Source organism: Anabaena sp. PCC 7108 (genome assembly GCF_000332135.1).
Taxonomy (GTDB): Bacteria; Cyanobacteriota; Cyanobacteriia; order Cyanobacteriales; family Nostocaceae; genus Anabaena.
This window is the reverse complement of the sequence record NZ_KB235896.1, coordinates 2,240,529-2,259,719: the sequence shown is the minus strand read 5'-3', so window position 1 is coordinate 2,259,719 and position 19,191 is coordinate 2,240,529. Positions and strand designations below refer to the sequence as shown.

The 19,191-nt window shown below is 37.4% G+C and carries 18 protein-coding genes and 1 tRNA gene; 11 read left to right on the top strand and 8 right to left on the bottom strand.

The features are described from left to right. Positions 1–36 precede the first annotated feature (36 nt). The 5 genes from ANA7108_RS0111045 to petJ all read left to right on the top strand — a co-directional run bounded on the left by ANA7108_RS0111045 (position 37) and on the right by petJ (position 3,971). Positions 37–870: a carbohydrate ABC transporter permease gene (locus ANA7108_RS0111045; protein ID WP_016950849.1), complete on the top strand. Its 834-nt coding sequence runs from the start codon at positions 37–39 to the stop codon at positions 868–870. Next, positions 867–1,703, top strand: coding sequence for a carbohydrate ABC transporter permease (locus ANA7108_RS0111040; RefSeq protein WP_016950848.1), 837 nt, complete (start codon positions 867–869; stop codon positions 1,701–1,703). Before ANA7108_RS0111045 ends, ANA7108_RS0111040 begins: the two co-directional genes overlap by 4 nt. A 313-nt stretch (positions 1,704–2,016) precedes the next feature. Continuing rightward, the gene (gene psbV, locus ANA7108_RS0111035; RefSeq protein ID WP_016950847.1) at positions 2,017–2,505 is read left to right on the top strand and encodes a photosystem II cytochrome c-550; all 489 of its coding nucleotides are present in this window, start codon (positions 2,017–2,019) and stop codon (positions 2,503–2,505) included. Positions 2,506–2,790: 285 nt separating this feature from the next. Continuing rightward, positions 2,791–3,210 carry a plastocyanin gene (gene petE / locus ANA7108_RS0111030; protein ID WP_016950846.1) on the top strand — a complete coding sequence of 140 codons (420 nt, stop codon included), beginning with the start codon at positions 2,791–2,793 and terminating at the stop codon, positions 3,208–3,210. Positions 3,211–3,596: 386 nt separating this feature from the next. Then, the gene (gene petJ, locus ANA7108_RS0111025; RefSeq protein WP_016950845.1) at positions 3,597–3,971 is read left to right on the top strand and encodes a cytochrome c6 PetJ; all 375 of its coding nucleotides are present in this window, start codon (positions 3,597–3,599) and stop codon (positions 3,969–3,971) included. Between the two features lie 251 nt (positions 3,972–4,222). Here petJ and ANA7108_RS0111020 read toward each other — a convergent pair whose 3' ends face one another. Together ANA7108_RS0111020 and ANA7108_RS0111015 are read right to left on the bottom strand one after the other, a co-directional pair. Then, on the bottom strand, positions 4,223–5,629 hold the full coding sequence (locus tag ANA7108_RS0111020) for a hypothetical protein (protein WP_016950844.1): 1,407 nt from the start codon (positions 5,627–5,629) through the stop codon (positions 4,223–4,225). A gap of 599 nt (positions 5,630–6,228) precedes the next feature. Further along, on the bottom strand, positions 6,229–8,148 hold the full coding sequence (locus tag ANA7108_RS0111015; RefSeq protein WP_016950843.1) for a sodium:proton antiporter: 1,920 nt from the start codon (positions 8,146–8,148) through the stop codon (positions 6,229–6,231). 307 nt (positions 8,149–8,455) lie between these two features. Here ANA7108_RS0111015 and ANA7108_RS0111010 point away from each other — a divergent pair. The 3 genes from ANA7108_RS0111010 to ANA7108_RS0111005 all read left to right on the top strand — a co-directional run bounded on the left by ANA7108_RS0111010 (position 8,456) and on the right by ANA7108_RS0111005 (position 10,608). Next, positions 8,456–8,528, top strand: a tRNA-Glu gene (locus tag ANA7108_RS0111010). Positions 8,529–8,713: 185 nt separating this feature from the next. Further along, the gene (locus ANA7108_RS30170; protein ID WP_158318359.1) at positions 8,714–8,890 is read left to right on the top strand and encodes a hypothetical protein; all 177 of its coding nucleotides are present in this window, start codon (positions 8,714–8,716) and stop codon (positions 8,888–8,890) included. A gap of 53 nt (positions 8,891–8,943) precedes the next feature. Then, complete coding sequence (locus tag ANA7108_RS0111005) at positions 8,944–10,608, top strand: AarF/ABC1/UbiB kinase family protein (RefSeq protein WP_026104120.1); 1,665 nt, start codon at positions 8,944–8,946, stop codon at positions 10,606–10,608. Positions 10,609–10,907: 299 nt separating this feature from the next. Here the strand turns inward: ANA7108_RS0111005 and ANA7108_RS0111000 are convergent, their stop codons facing one another. Both ANA7108_RS0111000 and ANA7108_RS0110995 read right to left on the bottom strand, forming a co-directional pair. Next, positions 10,908–12,938, bottom strand: a complete 2,031-nt coding sequence (locus tag ANA7108_RS0111000; protein ID WP_026104119.1) for a GAF domain-containing protein — start codon at positions 12,936–12,938, stop codon at positions 10,908–10,910. Positions 12,939–13,460: 522 nt separating this feature from the next. Next, complete coding sequence (locus ANA7108_RS0110995; protein ID WP_016950840.1) at positions 13,461–13,796, bottom strand: hypothetical protein; 336 nt, start codon at positions 13,794–13,796, stop codon at positions 13,461–13,463. A gap of 83 nt (positions 13,797–13,879) precedes the next feature. Here ANA7108_RS0110995 and ANA7108_RS0110990 point away from each other — a divergent pair, with 83 nt between their 5' ends. The 3 genes from ANA7108_RS0110990 (at position 13,880) to ANA7108_RS0110980 (ending at position 15,143) form a co-directional block, all read left to right on the top strand. Then, entirely contained in the window at positions 13,880–14,131 is a 252-nt protein-coding gene (locus tag ANA7108_RS0110990) for a hypothetical protein (RefSeq protein ID WP_016950839.1), read from the top strand. A gap of 93 nt (positions 14,132–14,224) precedes the next feature. Then, positions 14,225–14,731: an HNH endonuclease gene (locus ANA7108_RS0110985; RefSeq protein WP_016950838.1), complete on the top strand. Its 507-nt coding sequence runs from the start codon at positions 14,225–14,227 to the stop codon at positions 14,729–14,731. Positions 14,732–14,747: 16 nt separating this feature from the next. Next, positions 14,748–15,143 carry an alr0857 family protein gene (locus tag ANA7108_RS0110980; protein WP_016950837.1) on the top strand — a complete coding sequence of 132 codons (396 nt, stop codon included), beginning with the start codon at positions 14,748–14,750 and terminating at the stop codon, positions 15,141–15,143. Positions 15,144–15,151: 8 nt separating this feature from the next. Here ANA7108_RS0110980 and ANA7108_RS0110975 read toward each other — a convergent pair whose 3' ends face one another. The 4 genes from ANA7108_RS0110975 to ANA7108_RS27205 form a co-directional block, all read right to left on the bottom strand. Next, positions 15,152–16,006, bottom strand: coding sequence for a polysaccharide deacetylase family protein (locus ANA7108_RS0110975; protein WP_016950836.1), 855 nt, complete (start codon positions 16,004–16,006; stop codon positions 15,152–15,154). A 15-nt stretch (positions 16,007–16,021) separates the two neighbouring features. Beyond that, entirely contained in the window at positions 16,022–16,867 is an 846-nt protein-coding gene (locus ANA7108_RS0110970; protein ID WP_016950835.1) for a polysaccharide deacetylase family protein, read from the bottom strand. Positions 16,868–17,171: 304 nt separating this feature from the next. Next, positions 17,172–17,492 carry a hypothetical protein gene (locus ANA7108_RS0110965; RefSeq protein WP_016950834.1) on the bottom strand — a complete coding sequence of 107 codons (321 nt, stop codon included), beginning with the start codon at positions 17,490–17,492 and terminating at the stop codon, positions 17,172–17,174. 192 nt (positions 17,493–17,684) lie between these two features. Then, entirely contained in the window at positions 17,685–19,178 is a 1,494-nt protein-coding gene (locus tag ANA7108_RS27205) for an IS1634 family transposase (RefSeq protein WP_237741560.1), read from the bottom strand. Between the last annotated feature and the right edge of the window lie 13 nt (positions 19,179–19,191).

Genomic DNA, 19,191 nt, shown 5'->3' with positions numbered 1-19,191 from the left:
AAAATTACCGAAAATCTAGCCGGGTATCTGTTCATGATGCCCACAATCTTAGTTTTAGGTACTTTCGTTATTCTCCCCATCCTCTACGCTGTCTTTCTTTCCCTCCACAAAGTTCAACTTTTAGGCGATATTAAATATCAATTTATTGGCTTGAGTAATTTCACCCGTTTGATAGAAGATGAACAATTAGGAATTGCGTTAAAAAATACAGCAGAATATGTGGCAATTGTCGTTCCCAGTCAAACCATTTTGGCTTTAATTCTCGCAGTTACTTTAAATTCTGGTATTCGTGGAAAAAACTGGTGGCGGATTCTCTATTTTTTACCTACAGTTACATCCTCTGCTGTCCTAACACTCATCTTTATGTGGATTTATAATACCGATGGATTACTAAATGATTTTCTCGCCTTTTTTGGATTACCTAAATATAACTGGTTAGGAGATCCAAAAGTTGCATTAAAAGGCATTATGATCATGAATATTTGGTCAACTGCTCCATTTTACATGGTGATTTATTTAGCAGCTTTACAAGATATTCCCCAAACACTTTATGAAGCAGCAGCTTTAGATGGGGCAAATGGTTGGGATCGATTTATAAGTATTACTATTCCTTTATTGCAACCTGTGACTTTTTTTATAGTAACAGTGGGGATAATTGGCACTTTTCAATTATTTGATCAATCTTACATTTTCTCTGGCGGAACTGGTGGACCTAATAACGCTACTTTGACGGTAGTATTGCTAATTTATCAGGCTGTATTTAGAAATTTACAACTTGGATATGCTGCCGCTATTGCATTTTTACTGGCAGCAGTTATCATTACTATCACTTTGATTCAACGGCGCATTTTTGGAGGCGCAAGAATGTGAATTTAATTTCTCGATTGCCCTGGCTGAAAGTTTTGTTATATCTATTGTTAACAATTTATGCAATTATCACCCTAATTCCGTTTTTGTGGGCGCTGTCAGCATCCTTTAAGCCACTTTCAGAAATTATTAACGGTGAGCCAAATTTCATTCCCAAAAATTTTACTCTCGATAACTACAAGCAAATTTTTCTCCAAGAACCCCTATTTTTCCACTGGTTATTTAACAGTATTATCATTGCTTTTAGCGTTACAGTTTTAAATTTACTTTTAAATTCAATGGCTGGTTATGCTTTAGCTAGATTGCGATTTGTTGGTAAACGTTTTTGGTTCTTCCTGATTTTAGCTGTACTAGCAGTACCCGCACAAATTACCCTCATTCCTACATTTTTGATTTTAAAAGCGTTGGGTTGGCTTAATTCTTATCAAGGCATGATTGTGCCTAGTATGGTGAATGCTACGTTTATTTTTATGATGCGGCAGTTTTTTGTTAATTTTCCTCAAGAATTAGAAGAAGCAGCCCAATTAGATGGTTTAAACACCTGGGAGATTTTCCAAAATATTGTTTTACCTCTGGCCAAACCAGCACTAGCTGCACAGGCAGTTTTTGTTTTTATGGGCAGTTGGAATAATTTTATACTTCCACTGGTGATATTATTTGACCCGGAGATGTTTACCCTGCCTCTAGGTTTAAATACTTTCAAAGGTCAATATATCAGCTATTGGAATTACATCATGGCAGCTTCTATGATCTTCACCCTCCCAGCTTTGGGAATTTATGCCTTCTTTAACCGCTATTTTATTCAAGGTGTAACTTTTACTGGTGGAAAAAGTTAACATTTCAATTTGTAAAGTTTTTAATAAAGATTTGTATCAAAGTATCAAATCTATTAATTCCCAGTTATGGACAAAATTAGGGTCAGCAGCTGTGTAGAGCAGCTAATGGTAAACTGATTCATGCTGATGTTAATGATAGCGAGAATATTTTACCAAAGTAATCCTGATAGCTTTTAGCCTCAGGATCAGGGGTGTTGTAGTTCTCCCCGTCGGCATTATACCCGGCAAACTTTTAGCATCAGAGAAATATCTATGCTTTTTGAAACTATGGGTGTCTTAGCTGTGTTGAGCATTAAAAATTTGAAGGGGAAATATGTTTAGAAGATTGATTGGCGTTGTTGCTACTGTTTTGCTGACGTTTCAGCTGTTCATTGGTAGTGCAACAGCGTTGGAACTGGATGCAGCCATCCGAACAGTAGCATTGAATGATAAAGGTGATACTGTTGTACTCAGCTTGAAGCAAGTTAAAGAAGGTAAACGCTTATTTAATTACGCTTGCGCTCAATGTCATGCTGGGGGTGTAACCAAGACTAACCAAAACGTAGGACTAGAACCACAAGCTTTGGCTTTAGCTACACCCAAGCGTGACAACATTGAAGGGTTAGTAGACTACATGAAAAGTCCCACAACTTACGATGGTGAAGAAGAAATTTCTGAAATACATCCCAGCATCAAGAGTGCGGATATTTTTACAGAAATGAGAAACTTGACAGATGAAGACTTGAGTGCGATCGCAGGTCATATCCTCCTGCAACCTAAAGTTGTTGGTACTAAATGGGGTGGTGGTAAGATTTATTACTAAACATCTGCTAGTTAGACTGCCTATTTACTAAAGTAGGGGCAATATTGCCCTTACGCTGGAAAAATCTTAGTTCCGAGTCCTGAATCCTTACGTGCATTCAAGCATAATACTTGATTTTGCTCTCTGGAAGCAGGATTCGGAGCTTTGTTTGGATTCCAGCCCTGATGTTGTTAGTGATATTCGTCAATTATTGAAAAAAATTTATATATGACAGATTGTCATATTTGGCGTTAATTGTATTTAAAATGAGAACAGGAAAATAAAACTACATATCAGGATAGAGCCATGAAATTGATGACCGCAAGCTGGAGACGCTTGACTTTAACTGTGTTGACTGTCATTTTAGTTGTGAGCAGCTTTGCTGTTTTCAGTCCCACCGCATCGGCTGAAACCTACACCATCAAATTGGGTAGTGATAAAGGAATGCTGCAATTTCAACCCAAAGCATTGACCATTAAGCCAGGCGATACAATCGAATGGGTTAATAACAAAGTTCCCCCCCATAATGTTGTGTTTGACAAAGCCAAAAACCCTGCAAAGAATGCTGCTTTAGCTCAATCTTTGTCTTACAAGCAATTATTGATGAGTCCTGGTCAAAAGCAAAGAACTACTTTCCCCGCAGACGCACCATCTGGTGATTATACCTTCTACTGCGAACCCCACCGTGGAGCTGGTATGATTGGTAAAATCACTGTTGCAGGTTAGAAAACTTCCAACTTTGACACTGACATGGAGGGATGGTCAGACGACTTGTGGCGCAACCCAGCGAAGTGTCAAGGAATCCTCGTTCCTTGAGGACGAGGAGGTATGTCAACTATTCGATTTTTCTAGATCATTAAGTGATGCAGCGGTAATAAGTTTTATCCCTATCTGACAGATTAAACACTGTATGGCAATTAAGGGAGAAACTAGTTACCGCTAATTTTTATCCAAGTTTGCTCAAACCATCAGAACAGAAAATTAAATAATTCATATTTTTTTAAAATATAGCAACAGACAGGGCGGCTAGGACACCAACAGATGATACAACCTAGACAGCAAAAGACTTTTCAAACTGTTAAGAGTCACCTGCCATACATGATATTTTATAAATGCTGGATGCTGGCTACGAGGAAAATATCTTGAGAGTCGTTTTATTAATTCTAGTTTTAGCGATCGCTTTATTTAAACTAACCTTCATTCATCCAGCCTTAGCAGCAGAAACATTCAATGGGAGTAAAATCTTTAATGCTAACTGCACTGCTTGCCATATAGGAGGCGCTAATATCCTCATTGAGGATAAAACTTTACGAAAAGAAGCTTTATCAAAATACTTGCCAAAGTATAACATCGAACCCATGCAGGCTATTATTTACCAAATACAGAATGGTAAAGGTGCTATGCCCGCTTTCAAGAAAAAGTTAAGCTACCAGGAAATTTTAGAGGTAGGAGCTTATGTTTTCCAGAAAGCTGAAAAAGGCTGGTGAAGTGGCTGTAACTTATGTGTGTAAATTACAGCAGATTACCAGGAAATTAGGTAATAGCATTAGATGCGCTATCAAATATCAAGCAGCTTCAACTTCTGACATGGAGGGATGGTAAGACCACTTGTGGCGCAACCCAGCGAAGTGTCAAGGAATCCTCATTCATTTAGGACGAGGAGGTATGTCAATACTTGATTCTCAGCAGGAAACGATTGGGGAGATAACCAACCCACAATCTAAATCCCCAGGTGATTTTATTTTTTTTGATTAGAGTCTTGTTTTTGTTCCTTGAGTTGACGTAACTGTTGTATTAATTTTTGAGTAGACTCACCAGAGGCAGCAGGTTCAGTGCTACTTACTGTTGCAGTAGGTGAAGTTTTGATAATGACGACACCTGGAGTTGAGGGGTTTATTTTGCTATTTTGCGGCTCTGGTGCTTTTTCGGAATTGTTATTTGGTGAAGGCTTTAGCTCAGAAGTTGCTGCTGGAATATTATTATTGTTTTGATTTTTAAACCGTAGGTGAAACGGATAGGAGCTGGTTAGCTTACCACTTTTAGGTGGATTGGCGTTGAAGAATTCCCTTGCCTTTGATTGCAGTTCCGGTGCAACTGACCTATCTTGGAACTTGATATCCAAGACTTTACCATCAGAATCTACAACTAAGCGTCCCAAAACATTACCTTCCAGGTTTTGCTTATCTGTAGAAATAGTTTCCCGAATCACTGCTTGTTCTTTGGCGTTAGGATATTCTTGCTGGATTGTTTTTCTGAGTTTATTGTAAGAAGTGAGATTTGCCAGTAACTGTTGCGTTTTCTGTCCTTGTGAATCAGACTGGCTAAAAGCAGGCAGTTCTGGTGGCTTCTTGGTTGAATTTTCTGGTAATGCTGGTAAACCTTTTCCTGCCAATGCTAATTGGCCATTACCTGGTAGAGATTGTTCCCCAAGCGCCTGAGACGAAGAATTTTGACCAATTTGAGCTACGTTATCCCCTAACTGCATTTTTTGGGGTTGAGAAACTCCGTTTGCTGTAGTAGAGCCAATATCAATCGGCTCAGGAGATGGGTTCTTCAGTGGTTCCCCTGATAGTTTATTTTCTGCTTCTACCTGTGGCAACCTATTTAAATTCAGTGGTTCGGTCTCTCTAATCTTACTGTCTAGATCATCAACAAAAGGAGAAGCTGATGGAGAGAATCTACTTCTAACTTGAAAATTGGAAATTTGTCGGCTAAAGTCGTTTCTTGTAAATCTCGAACTAGGCTGGCTTCTAGGTAAGTAAGAAAGATTGTAGTTCCCAGATGAAGTAGGGATAGGTGGCAATGCTTGTTGGTTAGGTAAAGGTGCTTGTAAGGGTGGTAATATTGTTGACTGACTCTCAAAATTGGCTGAAGGTAGTTGCTGTTGTAGCGGCAGTTGAGGTTGTTGCAAAGCAACTTGAGATGTATCAAGAGTTTGTGGTAAACGGCTTTGGTCTGCTGGACTCAATTCCATTAATCCGACTGCTTTCGATGAATCTGTTTTTGGGGCTGTACTGGAATCAACAGGCATTAATGGCACAATCAAAGCAATAGCACCGTGGATGCCAAGAGAGGCTATAGCTGCTATCCCAGTTGGTTGGCTTAATATTTCTGGTATATTTTTCAGCAGGGAGACGTAAGACATAGCTTTTATCGTTCACTCGGCTCAGTTGCGATTGACTAGTTTAAGAAGGCAGAAGGCTGTAACACTCAATAGAATATAGCTGTTAATTAAGCTATTGTTAAATACTGACCCGTTTCTGCCGTGCTTTGCTAGTAATTTTATTTTTTAGACGATACTGCCATCTTAGAGATGGGTTTCTCTAATCAAATAATAACTTCCTATATTGCCATTCAAAACAGGAAGATTCAAGTGATATGACAGTTTTTATTTTTTTAATGGATCAACTGTAGTTTTAAGTTTCATTTTCGCAAAAATGGTTAAAAAAGTTACTACATAATTCACTAAGTTTAAGGATTTACGGATGTAGTTTATCCTTATCCGGCAATAGTTTTGAGGTTAATTACTGATTTTTCAATGTTTCCCATGCCATAATTTTATCTGTTGTGTAGGTGTCGGTTTTATTATGATCAGAGGGAGAAAGCTCTCACTAAAAGGGTGTAAGAGAACTCCAAAAAATAAATTGGTTAATTTTACAGCATCAAAACGAATTTTCGTGTCCCTGCTAGAAAGCCCCTTAACCTCAAAGCGATAGGGTATTTTTTTATTTGTAAGTTTCTAATTCAATTAGTAGATGCCTCACTAGCAGAAAGTTGAGATAATTTAGCAGCCGGGACTTCTTCTACTTCTGCTAAAGTTTCTAAAGACAGAGGCGTAGACTGACTAGCGCCAGATAAGCGTTTCAACAGGTTTGGTCTAGAATCGTGTAATAAGTAGATAATGCGATCGCCAATTTCCCACTCTTGATTTGCGGACATCACCTGTAGACGTTCTTCTCGTTCTACCAGCAATGGTACTAACAAACCAGCCTGGATTTTTTCTTGGATATGCTCCTGCTGGCTGGTAAATTCCTCCTCATTGAGAGTTGTTGTCCCCAACTTGACTCTGCCATCATTCAAGTATTCATTCCAAGTTTTAATTGGTAAATCGGATACAAAAGCTTGATCAACTTTAGAATTAGTCGAGTTAGAAGCTTGAGGATCACGGGGAAACACTGCTAAAACACGGGGCGGACTAAATTCCTCAGATGCCCGTTGAGCTAAGACAAAATTGACCTCCCCATTATTAGTCACTGCCAAAAAAGTACCCATAGAAGCAATGCCAGCTTCTTCCAATACTTCGGCATCCAGCGCACTACTAGCAATCACCCGGAGATTTTGGGCTTCAGCTTGAGTAAAATATTGGGAGTCTGTATCAATCATCACTACGTTTTCTCCCCGTTCTTGAAAAAACCGGGCAATCAACAAACTCAAAGGATTACAACCAACAATTAAAGCTCCAGTTGCATCTTTAGAGGTGATGCGTAGCCATTTAACAATCCAGCCAGCTGTTAACCCTTGACAGAAGACTGTCATGATAATTGTCAGGAACACTAAAGCTTTAATTGCATCACCACCATTAATCCCCCTCTGTGTCAGCGAAATTGCAAATAAAGATGCCACAGAAGCAGAAACTATCCCTTTTGGTGCAACCCAACTTAAAAACAGCTTCTGTCGCCAATTGAGATCACTGTTCCAAGTACAGAACAAGATGTTAATTGGGCGAACAACGAACATTAAGACCAAAACAGTATATAAACTACCCCAACCCAACGCTAAAACACTGGCAATAGATAAGTCAGCAGCTAGGAGGATAAACAGTACAGAAACACTGAGAATTGTGAGTTGATTTTTAAAGCTTCGCAACAGGCGTTCTTCTGGAACTGATGAGTTAGCAAATACCACTCCAGCTACTACTGTCGTCATAATTCCTGACTCACTGCGAATCATCTGCGCTAGGGTAAATAAACTCCACAGCACTGCCAGAACTACTAAGTTTTTCAGTTCAAAAGATATGAAATTGGCGCGTTTGAAAATCCAACTCATCAAGTAACCACCAACAGCACCAATACTGCCTCCCACTCCCAAACGCAGCAATAAACCGATAATGGCGTTAATTGGATCTGCGTCACCATTCAAAATCGTATCTAGGACAACGTAGGCGAGAATAGCCCCGACTGGGTCGATTAAAACGCCTTCACCTTCCAACAGCGTAGCCACTTGTCGGTCTACGTTAATTTGTTTGAGTAGGGGACCAATAACTGTTGGCCCTGTAACAACGACGATGGAGGCATAGAGAAAAGCTATATTCCAAGGAAATTCTCCCAGCCAATGAGCCGCCATGCTGCCACCCAGGAGGGTGATTAGTGTTCCTAGGGTGACAAGTAATTGCAAACTGACTGAAACTCTACCCAATTCCCGCAAATCTAATTTGAGTCCGCCTTCAAACAAGATAATTGCTGTGGCTAGGGAGACAATTACTTCCAGTCCAGTTCCTAGGGTATGCGGGTGCAGTAATCCAATTCCATCAGCACCTAGTAGGATGCCTAAAAGGAGTAATAAGACAATGCTAGGTAGTTTGAAGTATGCAGCCATTACCTGGGCGCTAATGCCTGCGAAAACCGTGATCACCATTTGTAGGGTGATGTCAAAAGATGCTTCCATGTTGTAGATTTTGAGTGATTGATTTCAAAATCCTTTGTAAAGAATCATAAATATTAACTCTACAGGGGACAACAGCATACCCTTTGTTAAGAAATTAAGAGATTTTTTCATGCTTAGTTTCTTATGGTACATCTTTTTTTGCTGTCTGGCGACAGGGTACGCTGTGCTTAATTTGTTGTCTGTACAGTAATCTCATCCCAAAATGGCGATCGCTCAGTTGTCATTTCGAGATTAACAAAATTATTTTCAAAAAATCTGTTGACAGACTTTAAAAAATCAGTTATGTTATTAAAAGTCTGAGTCCAATGCCCCCATCGTCTAGAGGCCTAGGACACCTCCCTTTCACGGAGGTAACGGGGATTCGAATTCCCCTGGGGGTACTGAAAAAAAGTTAATACATAAATAAGTAGAAAAGACAGGTGTATTGACTTTTCTACTTTTGATTGTTTTTATGTAAAAGCCAAATGTACTCTTGCATCTACATTAAATTTTTAGTTTTATACTGTAGCTAATTAATTTGTACGTTGATGAATAGCGAGAAAATTGGTTTGGAGGTCTTTAAACATTGCCTTCAAAATCTGATAAATTAAGTGACATGGAAAAGAAGCGCGTCAATAAGTTAGAGCAGATAGCCTCAAAAAATTGGGAAAAGACTCCAACCAGTGTCAGAAAACTGCTGGAAAAAATGGCGCAGCAAATAGAACAACAGGAAAAGAAACTAACAGAAGTTCTGACAGTTTAAAAATAGTTATTACAAAAAATCAATCATGCAGAGATCAAATTTTGTTTGTATTTATGATAGCAAAATCTAAAAAATTTCGGTGGCAAAAAACTAAATATTCTCCTTTATCTCGAAAAATAGACATTTTCATGGCTGCGGGTAAATTTATGTTATGTCTTTGGTGGGATAGCATTTTTCCTCAAGATTCTTTAGAACATAAGAAAAGTCGCGCTACTTGGTTAGTTAATACTTTAATTCATTTGGGTCCTACTTTTATTAAAATTGGTCAAACTTTGTCAACTCGCGCTGATTTATTACCTTTAGAATATGTGGAAGCTTTGGGAACTTTACAGGATCAAGTTCCGGCTTTTAGTAGTCAAGAAGCTATCGCTATGATTGAATTAGAATTAGGTAAACCTATCCAATTTATCTATAAAGAATTTGAATTTAATCCCTTGGCTGCTGCCAGTTTAGGTCAAGTTCATAAAGCTACATTATATACTAGCGAAGAGGTGGTTGTTAAAGTACAACGTCCAGGTTTAGAAGCTTTATTTAATTTAGATTTTAAAATATTATTGCAGTTAATTAAGTTTTGTAATCAGTATTTTATTGGGGTTAGAAAGTATAACTTAGAAGCGATTTATGATGAATTTTTTAATTTATTGTTTCAAGAAATTGATTATATTCAAGAAGGTAGAAATTCTGATAAATTCAGAGAAAATTTTCATGGATATCCCCGGATTATTGTGCCTAAAGTATATTGGCAATATACCACAACTAAGATATTAACTTTAGAATATAGACCGGGAATTAAAATCAATGATAAAGCGGCTTTAGAAGCCTGTGGTATTAATATTAATAAAGTAAATGAAACCGGGATTTGTTGTTATTTAAAGCAACTATTACAAGATGGATTTTTCCAAGTTGATCCTCATCCGGGGAATATGGCAGTCAATCCAGATGGTAGTATTATATTCTACGATTTTGGCATGATGGCAGAAATCAGAACTTTGGATAAAGATCAGATGATTAAGACTTTTTTTGCTGTGTTAAAAAAGGATAGTAATGAAGTAGTAAATACTTTAATAAGTATGGGATTACTTGAACCTATCTCAGATATGACTCCAGTGAAAAGATTAGTTACATTTTTATTAGATAAATTCACAGACAAACCCTTAGATATTAAAGCATTAGGTGAGTTGAAAAGCGAACTTTATGAAATGTTTGAACAGCAACCATTTCGTTTACCTGCTCAAATGACATTTATCTTAAAAGCCTTAACCACATTAGATGGTATTGCGAGAACTTTAGATCCTAAATATAATCCTACAGCGTCAGCCCAATCATTTGTAAAAAGTCTGGCAGTCACAAAAAGTAAAGGAAATACTCTGATCCAGTTAAGCAAACAAGCCGGAGATTTTCTCCAATATCAACTTACCAAACCGAATAAAGCCGAAGTTTTATTTAAAAATTTAGAAGCAAGAGTTGAAAGGGGAGAATTACAATTAAGGGTTAAAACTGTTGAAAGTGATCGCATATTAAGACGAATTTATCTAGCTGTCAAAACCTTGATTTATGCTTGTTTAACAGGATTTAGTATGTTAATAGGATTAATTTTGATAATCACCAAATATAATAATTGGGCGATAGCGATTTTTTGTGTATGTGCTTTTTGTCTATATTTATTAGTTACATCCCTGATGAAATTAGCAGTTATAGAAAAAATGGGTAAAAAGTAGGACTTTGAAGAAGACACGGGGACGCGGGGACACCCATGTCTAAAGCCAGGGGATTCCAGCAAGGAATGTCTTTTTTCTTCTCCAGGACTCAAATCGGGGGCTTGAAACCATTTGCGTCGGACATCGGACACAGGCGACTCTCCGCGTCCTCTTCGGTCAGGATTCGTCTTTTAAAAATAGCAATACAATGAAGGGCGGGGAAATTCTGCCCCTACCATTAATGAATCTATTACAAATTACAAATTACGAATTACGTTAGCGTAGCTCTCCCGAAGGGAGCATTGCGAATTACGAATTATTTAATATGCTTTATTGGCGACGGAAAACTGAGGCAAAGTCAAGGTGAAACAAATTTCACTCAAGTCAGAATTGGCAATGGGAGTACTCTCAATAGCGATCGCACCATTCAAATGCAATACTAGAGACTTAACTAAAGCCAGTCCCAATCCAGTACCTGGAGTCCATCTTCCTTTACCGCGACGGAACTTATCAAAAATATAGGCTGCTTCCTCTTGTGAGATACCACGTCCTGTATTAGTGACTTTAATAATCACTTGATTCTTACCGAGCGCTTCGCTATCAAGTTGTTGTTCAACTCTGTGAGTAGCTTGTAAGTGGACAACAGTGTTACGCTCCGAGTATTTACTGACATTAGTCAACAGTTCCTGGAAAATACGATCAAAACTCTCGATTTCGGTTTGGAGTTTTAACGGCTCTTTAGGTAAATCTACGTAAACAACTAATCCCTTATCTGTGAGTTGCTTTTCAGCAGAGTTGAGAATGTTATTAATTGTGGTGCTTAAATCTATAGCTTCAAGTTGTGGTGCTTCTTGATGGGATTCTAGTTTTTGGAGAGTGAGGAGATCATTAATTAAATTAATTTCCTTAGTACATTCTGATTCGAGAATATCTAAATATCGAGTTTGACGCTCAGGTGAAATTCCTGGTAAACGTAAGTTACGGATTGACATCCGCATATTGGTGAGGGGATAACGCAAGCGATCGCTAATATTGCTGACAAATTCATCTTTGAGTTCATTGAGTTCTTGCAGTTGCTCAACATACTGCTTTGTTCTTTCGTATAATTTCGCCTGTACTTCTAAACTGCGCTTGAGTTGTTCAGTGCGCTCATCCACTAAATTTTGGACTTGTCGCAGAGTCTGTGACTGAATGATGGCGTTACTCAATTGAGCGCATACCATTTCTACTAGATTTAATTCTGCGGGTTGCCAATTACGAGATACAGCTTGCTGTAACACCACGAACCCTAAAACTTTACCTTGACTTTCCAATGGCATTAATAGTGTGGCAGGAAACTCATCAATGGCAAATAAGGGATGGGGTTTCCAATTATCTTTTTGCTCTGTAGAGTTGTCTATCATGATCGGTTTCCCCGATTCTGTAAATACACGCTGACATAAACCACAATCTGACAATAAAAAAGAATGTTCCAACTTTTCTGTCTCTGTATTCTCAGTGTGTTGAGTTTTACTCCATTCCCCAACTACTGTGGCTTTAGCAGTGGGGATTTGTTTTTGGGACTTCCAAAACAGTGGATCTGTGTATTTTAATAAAATGAGTAACCCTCGATCAGCTTCTAAACATTCAGCAGTCGAGGAAATGACTAACTGGAGCATTTGATTCAACTCCAAGTTACTAAGGCTTAGTATAGTTAATTGCTTAATTAAACTTTGATGTTGGCTGCTATTGTGTAGAGACTGCTTTTGAGTAGTAATGATTTGTGTTTGTGCTACTTGAGCAAATGCGATCGCACAAGATGACTCTACTGCCTTGAGTAGTTCTTTTTCTGATTCATTCCAATCATAGGGTTGAAATTTTATCAGGCTAATTACGCCATTATTCTGGCCACCAAATCGGGTAGGGATAGCTAAAACCGATTTAATCGGTATTTGCAAAGACTGACAGCCAATTATCAGAGTTTTTTGAATCGTGGAAATATCATCAATCGTCAATGGTTCAGCCGCACATTGCACTATCGGTGAACTTATCAACAACTGTTCTATTGGCAATATCTCGTCTGAGAATGGTAATCCCATATATTTGGCATGGCACCAGTTAGCCATTGCTGATTCATTAGCTCCATCACTTGTGACTAGGCAACAGCAATCTACCTTAAACTCAACCCCTAATAAATGAGCAATTTCGTGCAGCATAGATGCTGCTGTAGTGCTATTAGCAATTATGTAATTTATGCTCTGTGCCAACGCATGGGCAGTTTTTTCCTGTGGCTGCATTGGCTTGACTTGGTATGGTTGTCTTTGTTCTACGTTATTTACGTACTGAGGCGGTGATAATAAATGCTTTTTCATTACTGTTGTGCCTGTGGATAATGATCCATTTTTTTCATTTGCAACCAACTTTTTTGCATTTGATTAACCTTTAGTTTTATTGCAGAAAACGGATGAGTCACAAGTATTTTATGAAAACTTTCGCTAGATATTACCCCTATATACTCTAATTAAGGTTATATACCTGCTTTATGAATTAATTTCAAGTACCTATCGTATAGTTGTATTCTCTATCCAAGTACCTTTTTTCAAAGATTTTCGATAGTAGTTTAATCTAAGGTTATTTTACTGTCTCTAGACCAGGATATCCCGGCTGTTACTTTACATAAACCGTAATTTCTCTAGAATTTCATAAAACTTCTTATAAATATCATCCGTTTTAACACTGATTAGATGAGTATTAATATGTTATATTCAAAAGCTGTATTTAGAACTGATGCGGAGAGTTTTTTTGATAAGGAATTAAGCGAATCTAACTCGTATTAATGAAAAATCTCCCGGTTATAAACCGAGAGATTGTCAAAATAAAATCAAACTAATGCGCTATAGCGACAGGCTCTCCACACTGAGTGGAACCATATCGCCATTTCTGGTTAATCCTAATAACATCGGCTGTTGAGGTTGAATTGATTTGCCGGTAAGCACACATCGCTCTTCTTGCTGCGCGGTAGCCGCTATACTAGCTCTAATATCTGTGCGGGAAAATCGCGGTTTCCATTCACCTGATTTTTGCTGTACATAATTCCAGAGGATATCTCTAATTAAAGCCTGATATCCCTGATTGCCAGCTATCTCTTTGAGTTTATCTTTCAGTTCCCGCTCCAAACGGATGCTGGTGACTTCCATATCAGTTGTTGAGGTGCGTGCGATGGTCTGCATGACTTTTTCTCCTTATAACTATAGACAAGATAGTAATACAAGTGTAGTATGTTTAAAGAAATGTTCAATAGGTGAAATTTTCTGTGAAATCCATTTACCCGATCTCTACTTCTTTGTGTGCCACCAAATTCCCAACTGGTAGGGAATTTAGTGCTGCGGAAGTGGAGTATTTATTTATGAACGCCAATAGCAGCCAGCATCAAGGGCAAAACACACAGGGTAATGAAGATTTTAATTATGATTCTAGATATATCAGCCTCGATGTGCTGAATAGCAAACCAGAACCAGATGTAAGAAGCGGGAGGTACAGAAGAAAAAATGCTGTACCGCAATAAGACCAGAAAGATATCAGGTCAATTTCTAACCCCCGCTTCATCTAAATCAGAAGTGGGGGTTTTTTAATAAGGAGTCAAGCTGTGACGAGCGTAATGCGAGTGTTAGAGCAATCCGTAGTGGTGTTTTCTCAAAATTATTTGCCACTGTGTCAGGTAAATATTAAGAGAGCCATTGTCTTGTTAGTAACAAATAAGGCAGAACCAGTAGATTTTTCTACAGAAGAAGGCTGGTTAATTCACTCACCTAGCTTGGTAATTTCTGTACCAAAGCACATTCGTCTAAAAATTGCTGCTGCTGAACGGATGTGGAAAGTTCCCCCAGTCAATCGACGGGAAGTGTTGCGGCGAGATCATCACAGTTGTCAATATTGTGGTATTAAAAAAAACCTAACACTGGATCATGTGATTCCCCGTTCTCAAGGGGGAATGCATACCTGGGATAACGTAGTCACAGCTTGCTCTAGATGCAACTCTCGTAAAGGCGATAAAAGTCTGGCTGAAATTGGGATGCAACTGCGTACCAAACCAAAACCACCAATTCACCCAGCTGTTTCTTTTGCGGAAAAGTTTTGGGTTGATTTACAAGCAAACCTGGAATAACAGGAGAGCATAGGAAATGCTGAAATTAACTTACACTGAAGGGAGCTTTTATTTAGAGTGTCTCACTCCGTCAATAGAGGAATGGGTGGCGCAAAGAGTGATTTTGGCACTACGGGTTGGTCAACCTCTACATTTTGAACCTAGTACGGCTTCCTTTTTACTTCCTGTTGATTTACCGGGAGTAGAAAGGTTGAAGACTGAGGTACAAAGACACGATGGTGAAATTATTGCATTGTGTACCTGTGATGCTGACTATCTGGAAGTGACGCTTCAAGGTTCTTGGTTATCAGATGGTTCTGAGGATGCTGTTGGTGTATTTGTAACTATGATGAGCTATCAGACTGAGTTCTTTTTGTATAAACTTTGGTATGAGTCTCAACTTTGTGATGCGGTTAAAAGTGCTGAATGTTGATTAAACCATTATTGTTGCATTTCTAACAATTCAGGAAGTGTGACAAATCGGTAGCCTTGCTGTTTAAGTCTGTTGATGATTTCTGGCAAGGCTTTGACTGTCTTGGTGCGATCGCCCCGACCATCATGCAATAATACAATTGCGCCTGTTTTTGCACCTTTGATCACATTATTAACAATAAATTGTGAGTCAGATGAATTAGAATCACCTGAATTTACTGACCATTTAAAAATGGCATAGTTTTGAGTTTTGGCGTAAGCCGATAATCCGTTATTTAACCTACCACCACCAGGACGAAATAAGGCTGTTTTCACTCCTGTAGTTGTGTAAATAAGTTGAGCGGTACATTCAATTTCGTTTTTGGCTGTGATGGGATTCATGGGTTGAGTAGAATGACTCCAGGTATGATTACCAATTGCGTGTCCTTGGGCTACAACTTGTTTGGCAATTTCAGGATTATTTTTTAAGGAAGTTCCTACCCAAAAAAATGTGGCTTGCACATGATTTTGTTTGAAAATATCCAAAATTTCTAAAGTTGTTTTTTTCCACGGACCATCATCAATAGTTAAAGCAATAACTTTTTCATTATTCTTAGGTTTTACTCGACGAAAAATTTGAGATTGAGATTTATCTGGGATGTTAAAAGTCAGATTTGCGGTGTTAGCTGGTGGCTGTAATTGATCACTCAGTTCACATGGTGGGGGAGTTACTGGAATTGCGTTGAGATTAGTGAGAGAGATTTCTGGTATTTTAGGTAATATGATTATTCCAGAGATAATCAAAAGAATGATGACGACAGCAGCAATAACATTTTGTATTTTTTTGAGGTTATTTGTGCGCGAAAAATGATAATTTTTGGGCATAAAATTTTGTGTTATTTATTTTTCCATTTCTAATAACTCAGGAATTGTGACAAATCTATAACCTTGCTGTTTGAGTCCATTGATAATTTCTGGCAAGGCTTTGACAGTTCTTTCACGATTTCCACCACCATCGTGCATTAACACAATTGCGCCGGGTTTAGCATCTCTGAGAATATTTTTAACGAATACTTGATATTTTGCACGAGGATCGGTGTCTGCTGAGGTCACTGACCACATGACAACAGAGTTTTTTTGACTTTTAGCATAAGCGGCTAATCCGTTGTTTAAATAGCCTCCTGGCGGACGGAAAAAAGATGTTTTTACACCTGTTGTTTGATAGATTAATTCATTTGTTTTTTCAATTTCACTTTTAGCTGTGGCTGCATCCATGCGTTTATATAGATGATTCCATGTATGATTACCAATAGCGTGTCCTTCTGCTACAACTTGTTTAGCTATTTCGGGATGATTTTTTAAGGAAGTTCCTACCCAGAAAAATGTGGCTTTAATGTCATTTTGTTTGAGGATATCTAACATTTCTACCGTGGTTTTTGGCCAGGGACCATCATCAATAGTTAAAGCAATAACTTTCTCGTTGTTTTTGGGTTCAACTTTATAAACTGTCTTTCCTTGGAATTGAGGGGGAACGGTAAAATTCAAGTTTTCGGTTTTAGCTGTTGATTGTGATTTCGGATTAGTTTGATTTTCAGGAATGGAAACTCCCACGGCTTCGCTATTTGTTTTTAATTGTGTTGTATTTTGGTTGTTGGTACAAGCTGTTAGAGATAATACTATTGTTGTGACAGCAATTATTTTTATTGTTTGGTTGTGGTTGTTTGTGGAATTGGAATTGTGAGACATAATGTTTCATCTACGATATAGGAATAATATTTGATTTATGAAAAGATACGTAGGTGCGTCAGATATTACAAATCTGTTTATTAATAGAATTTATGGAGTCTGACGCACCCTACAATACCTAATTTTTTTCAAAAATCAAATATGACTTCTATAGATATATTTCACAGGATGGGAATTTGAGCTTTTACAGTATTAACAGAAAATCTAAATTTGGGGTAGTTCCGACTGGGAATTAATTCCCAGTCTCATAGCTGAAGTCATCTAAAGATGACTAAATAATTTGAAACAGGATGACCAATATTGATTAATTACCCTTCTCTGCTTCTTTCAGCATATCCAGCAATTCATCTTTTGTTTGTTTAGCATATTGAAAGCTAGTCATGGTAGCTAAAGCACCCACACCTGTTGTTAAAGTTGCTTCTGAAATTTTACCAAAGTATAGCAAACCAACACCGCCTAAAGCCATCATGGTAGAAGCAGCAACTACACCAGCAGCAATGTAAGAGGCTAATTTATACCGGTCGATTATTACTTGCTGCGCTTCTACTTTGATTTTGACTAGATCATCATTATTGTGGTTGTTGAAGAAGTTAAAACCCACATTCCGCACTTCAAAAAGTAGCATAATTTAACTACATTGACGGTCAATTAAAACTTATGGTTTGAACAATTACGTATCAATGTAAAATAAAATTATGAACACACAAAGTTGAGCTTTAGAAGGTGTTTAAAAGCTATTTCAACAATAATATTTAATTTAAGGTGTGCAATCAGTTATCAAAAAGATAACCAATGAAATCGTAAAACCAGAGAAAAACTAAGATAATAAATAATATTTTTGACAAGCAGTAGGTAGGAATTGCAAGATATGATGATGCGACTCTGTTAAGTTAAGAATTCGTTGAAATCCTTGTATCATCAAAAGATGAATCCCTTGAAAACATTGAAATATCCATCTTAATGTGGGAGATTCTGTGGGTTTATTCAGTTGATTTTTCACTGTGGCTTTTTGTGCCTTCAATGACATTCTTAATTGTTTTTGTCCTAAATTATAAACCAAAAGACATAATGCCATTAACATCATCATTGTCTCTACTCTTTCAGGATTTTTGACAAACAGACTATCCGCGAAAAATAACGGGTCTTTGATAAATCTAAATCCTCTTTCTGTAGATTGTTGTTCTTTATATATTTTGAGGATTTCTTCTGACTCTAACTCAATAGTATCCAGAATATTGGTGGCTAAAATAAATCTGCCACACGAGTTTTGTTGTTGTGTAATTAACTCCTGATTTTCTCTTAATTTACATTTCACTCTATAAACTGTTGTTTTCCCTTTATTGGTTTCAGTAATTTCCCGCTCGCATATTTGATGATATTTTAATTTGGTTGTTATTTCTTTGATTTTCAATTCGGCTAAAGATTTATCAGCAAATTCTTCCTGTTCTAATTTATCTACTAGTTTGTTAGCTTTTAATAACTCTTCTTGGATTTTTTTGTCTAGTTTATTTAAGTCTGCTTTTTTTCTCTCTACACTTTCTACTAATAACCATCTTTGCTCTATTCCTCCATAAGATACTTTCTCTTCCAGATAACTATAACCCTGTATTTTACAGGCTTTCATGTCATTATTGATGGAGGCTTTCACTAAATTTCTTGCTTTTTTAATGGATAATGGTACTCGACTTATCCATTTCATGTTTGACATTAATGTTAAATTACTTTCGCTATATAATGCACTGTCCGCCACCATGATACTTTCAAAATCTATTTGTTTAGAATATTCTACTAAGATGTGAGCGAATACTGCTTTATCTGATTCGTTTCCTGATGCTCCTCTAAAAAATAATGGTATATCCCCATCACTACTTACTATTAAATCTAATATACATTGTTTTAAGTCTGGACGATGGTCACGCGAATATCCTTGTGTGATTATAATTGGATGTTCTCTATTTATTCCTAGTTCTTTCTCTAGATTATTTAGGCAATTCTTATATTCCCCGTGTAAATGTAATGAGCTTGAGTCTAAATGGGAATATTTTGTGTCTATTCCATATTTCTTTACTACTTCTAAGGCAATGATTAAGAATAGTTTAGTTAATCCATATTTATAGAGTTTATCCATGACTCTACCTATTTTATCGTCGTTTAAATCTTCTGCTTTTATCCCATCTCCTATTAGATGTTCTACAGCTTTATCTTTAAAGAAATCTGGAAATAAATATAGTGGTCTTGATCTGAAGGGGAGACAAACAAGGCTGAAAGTAAGGCAATGTAAAGAATGTGACGATTTATGGTAAAAAAAGATAGGTCAAGTATTG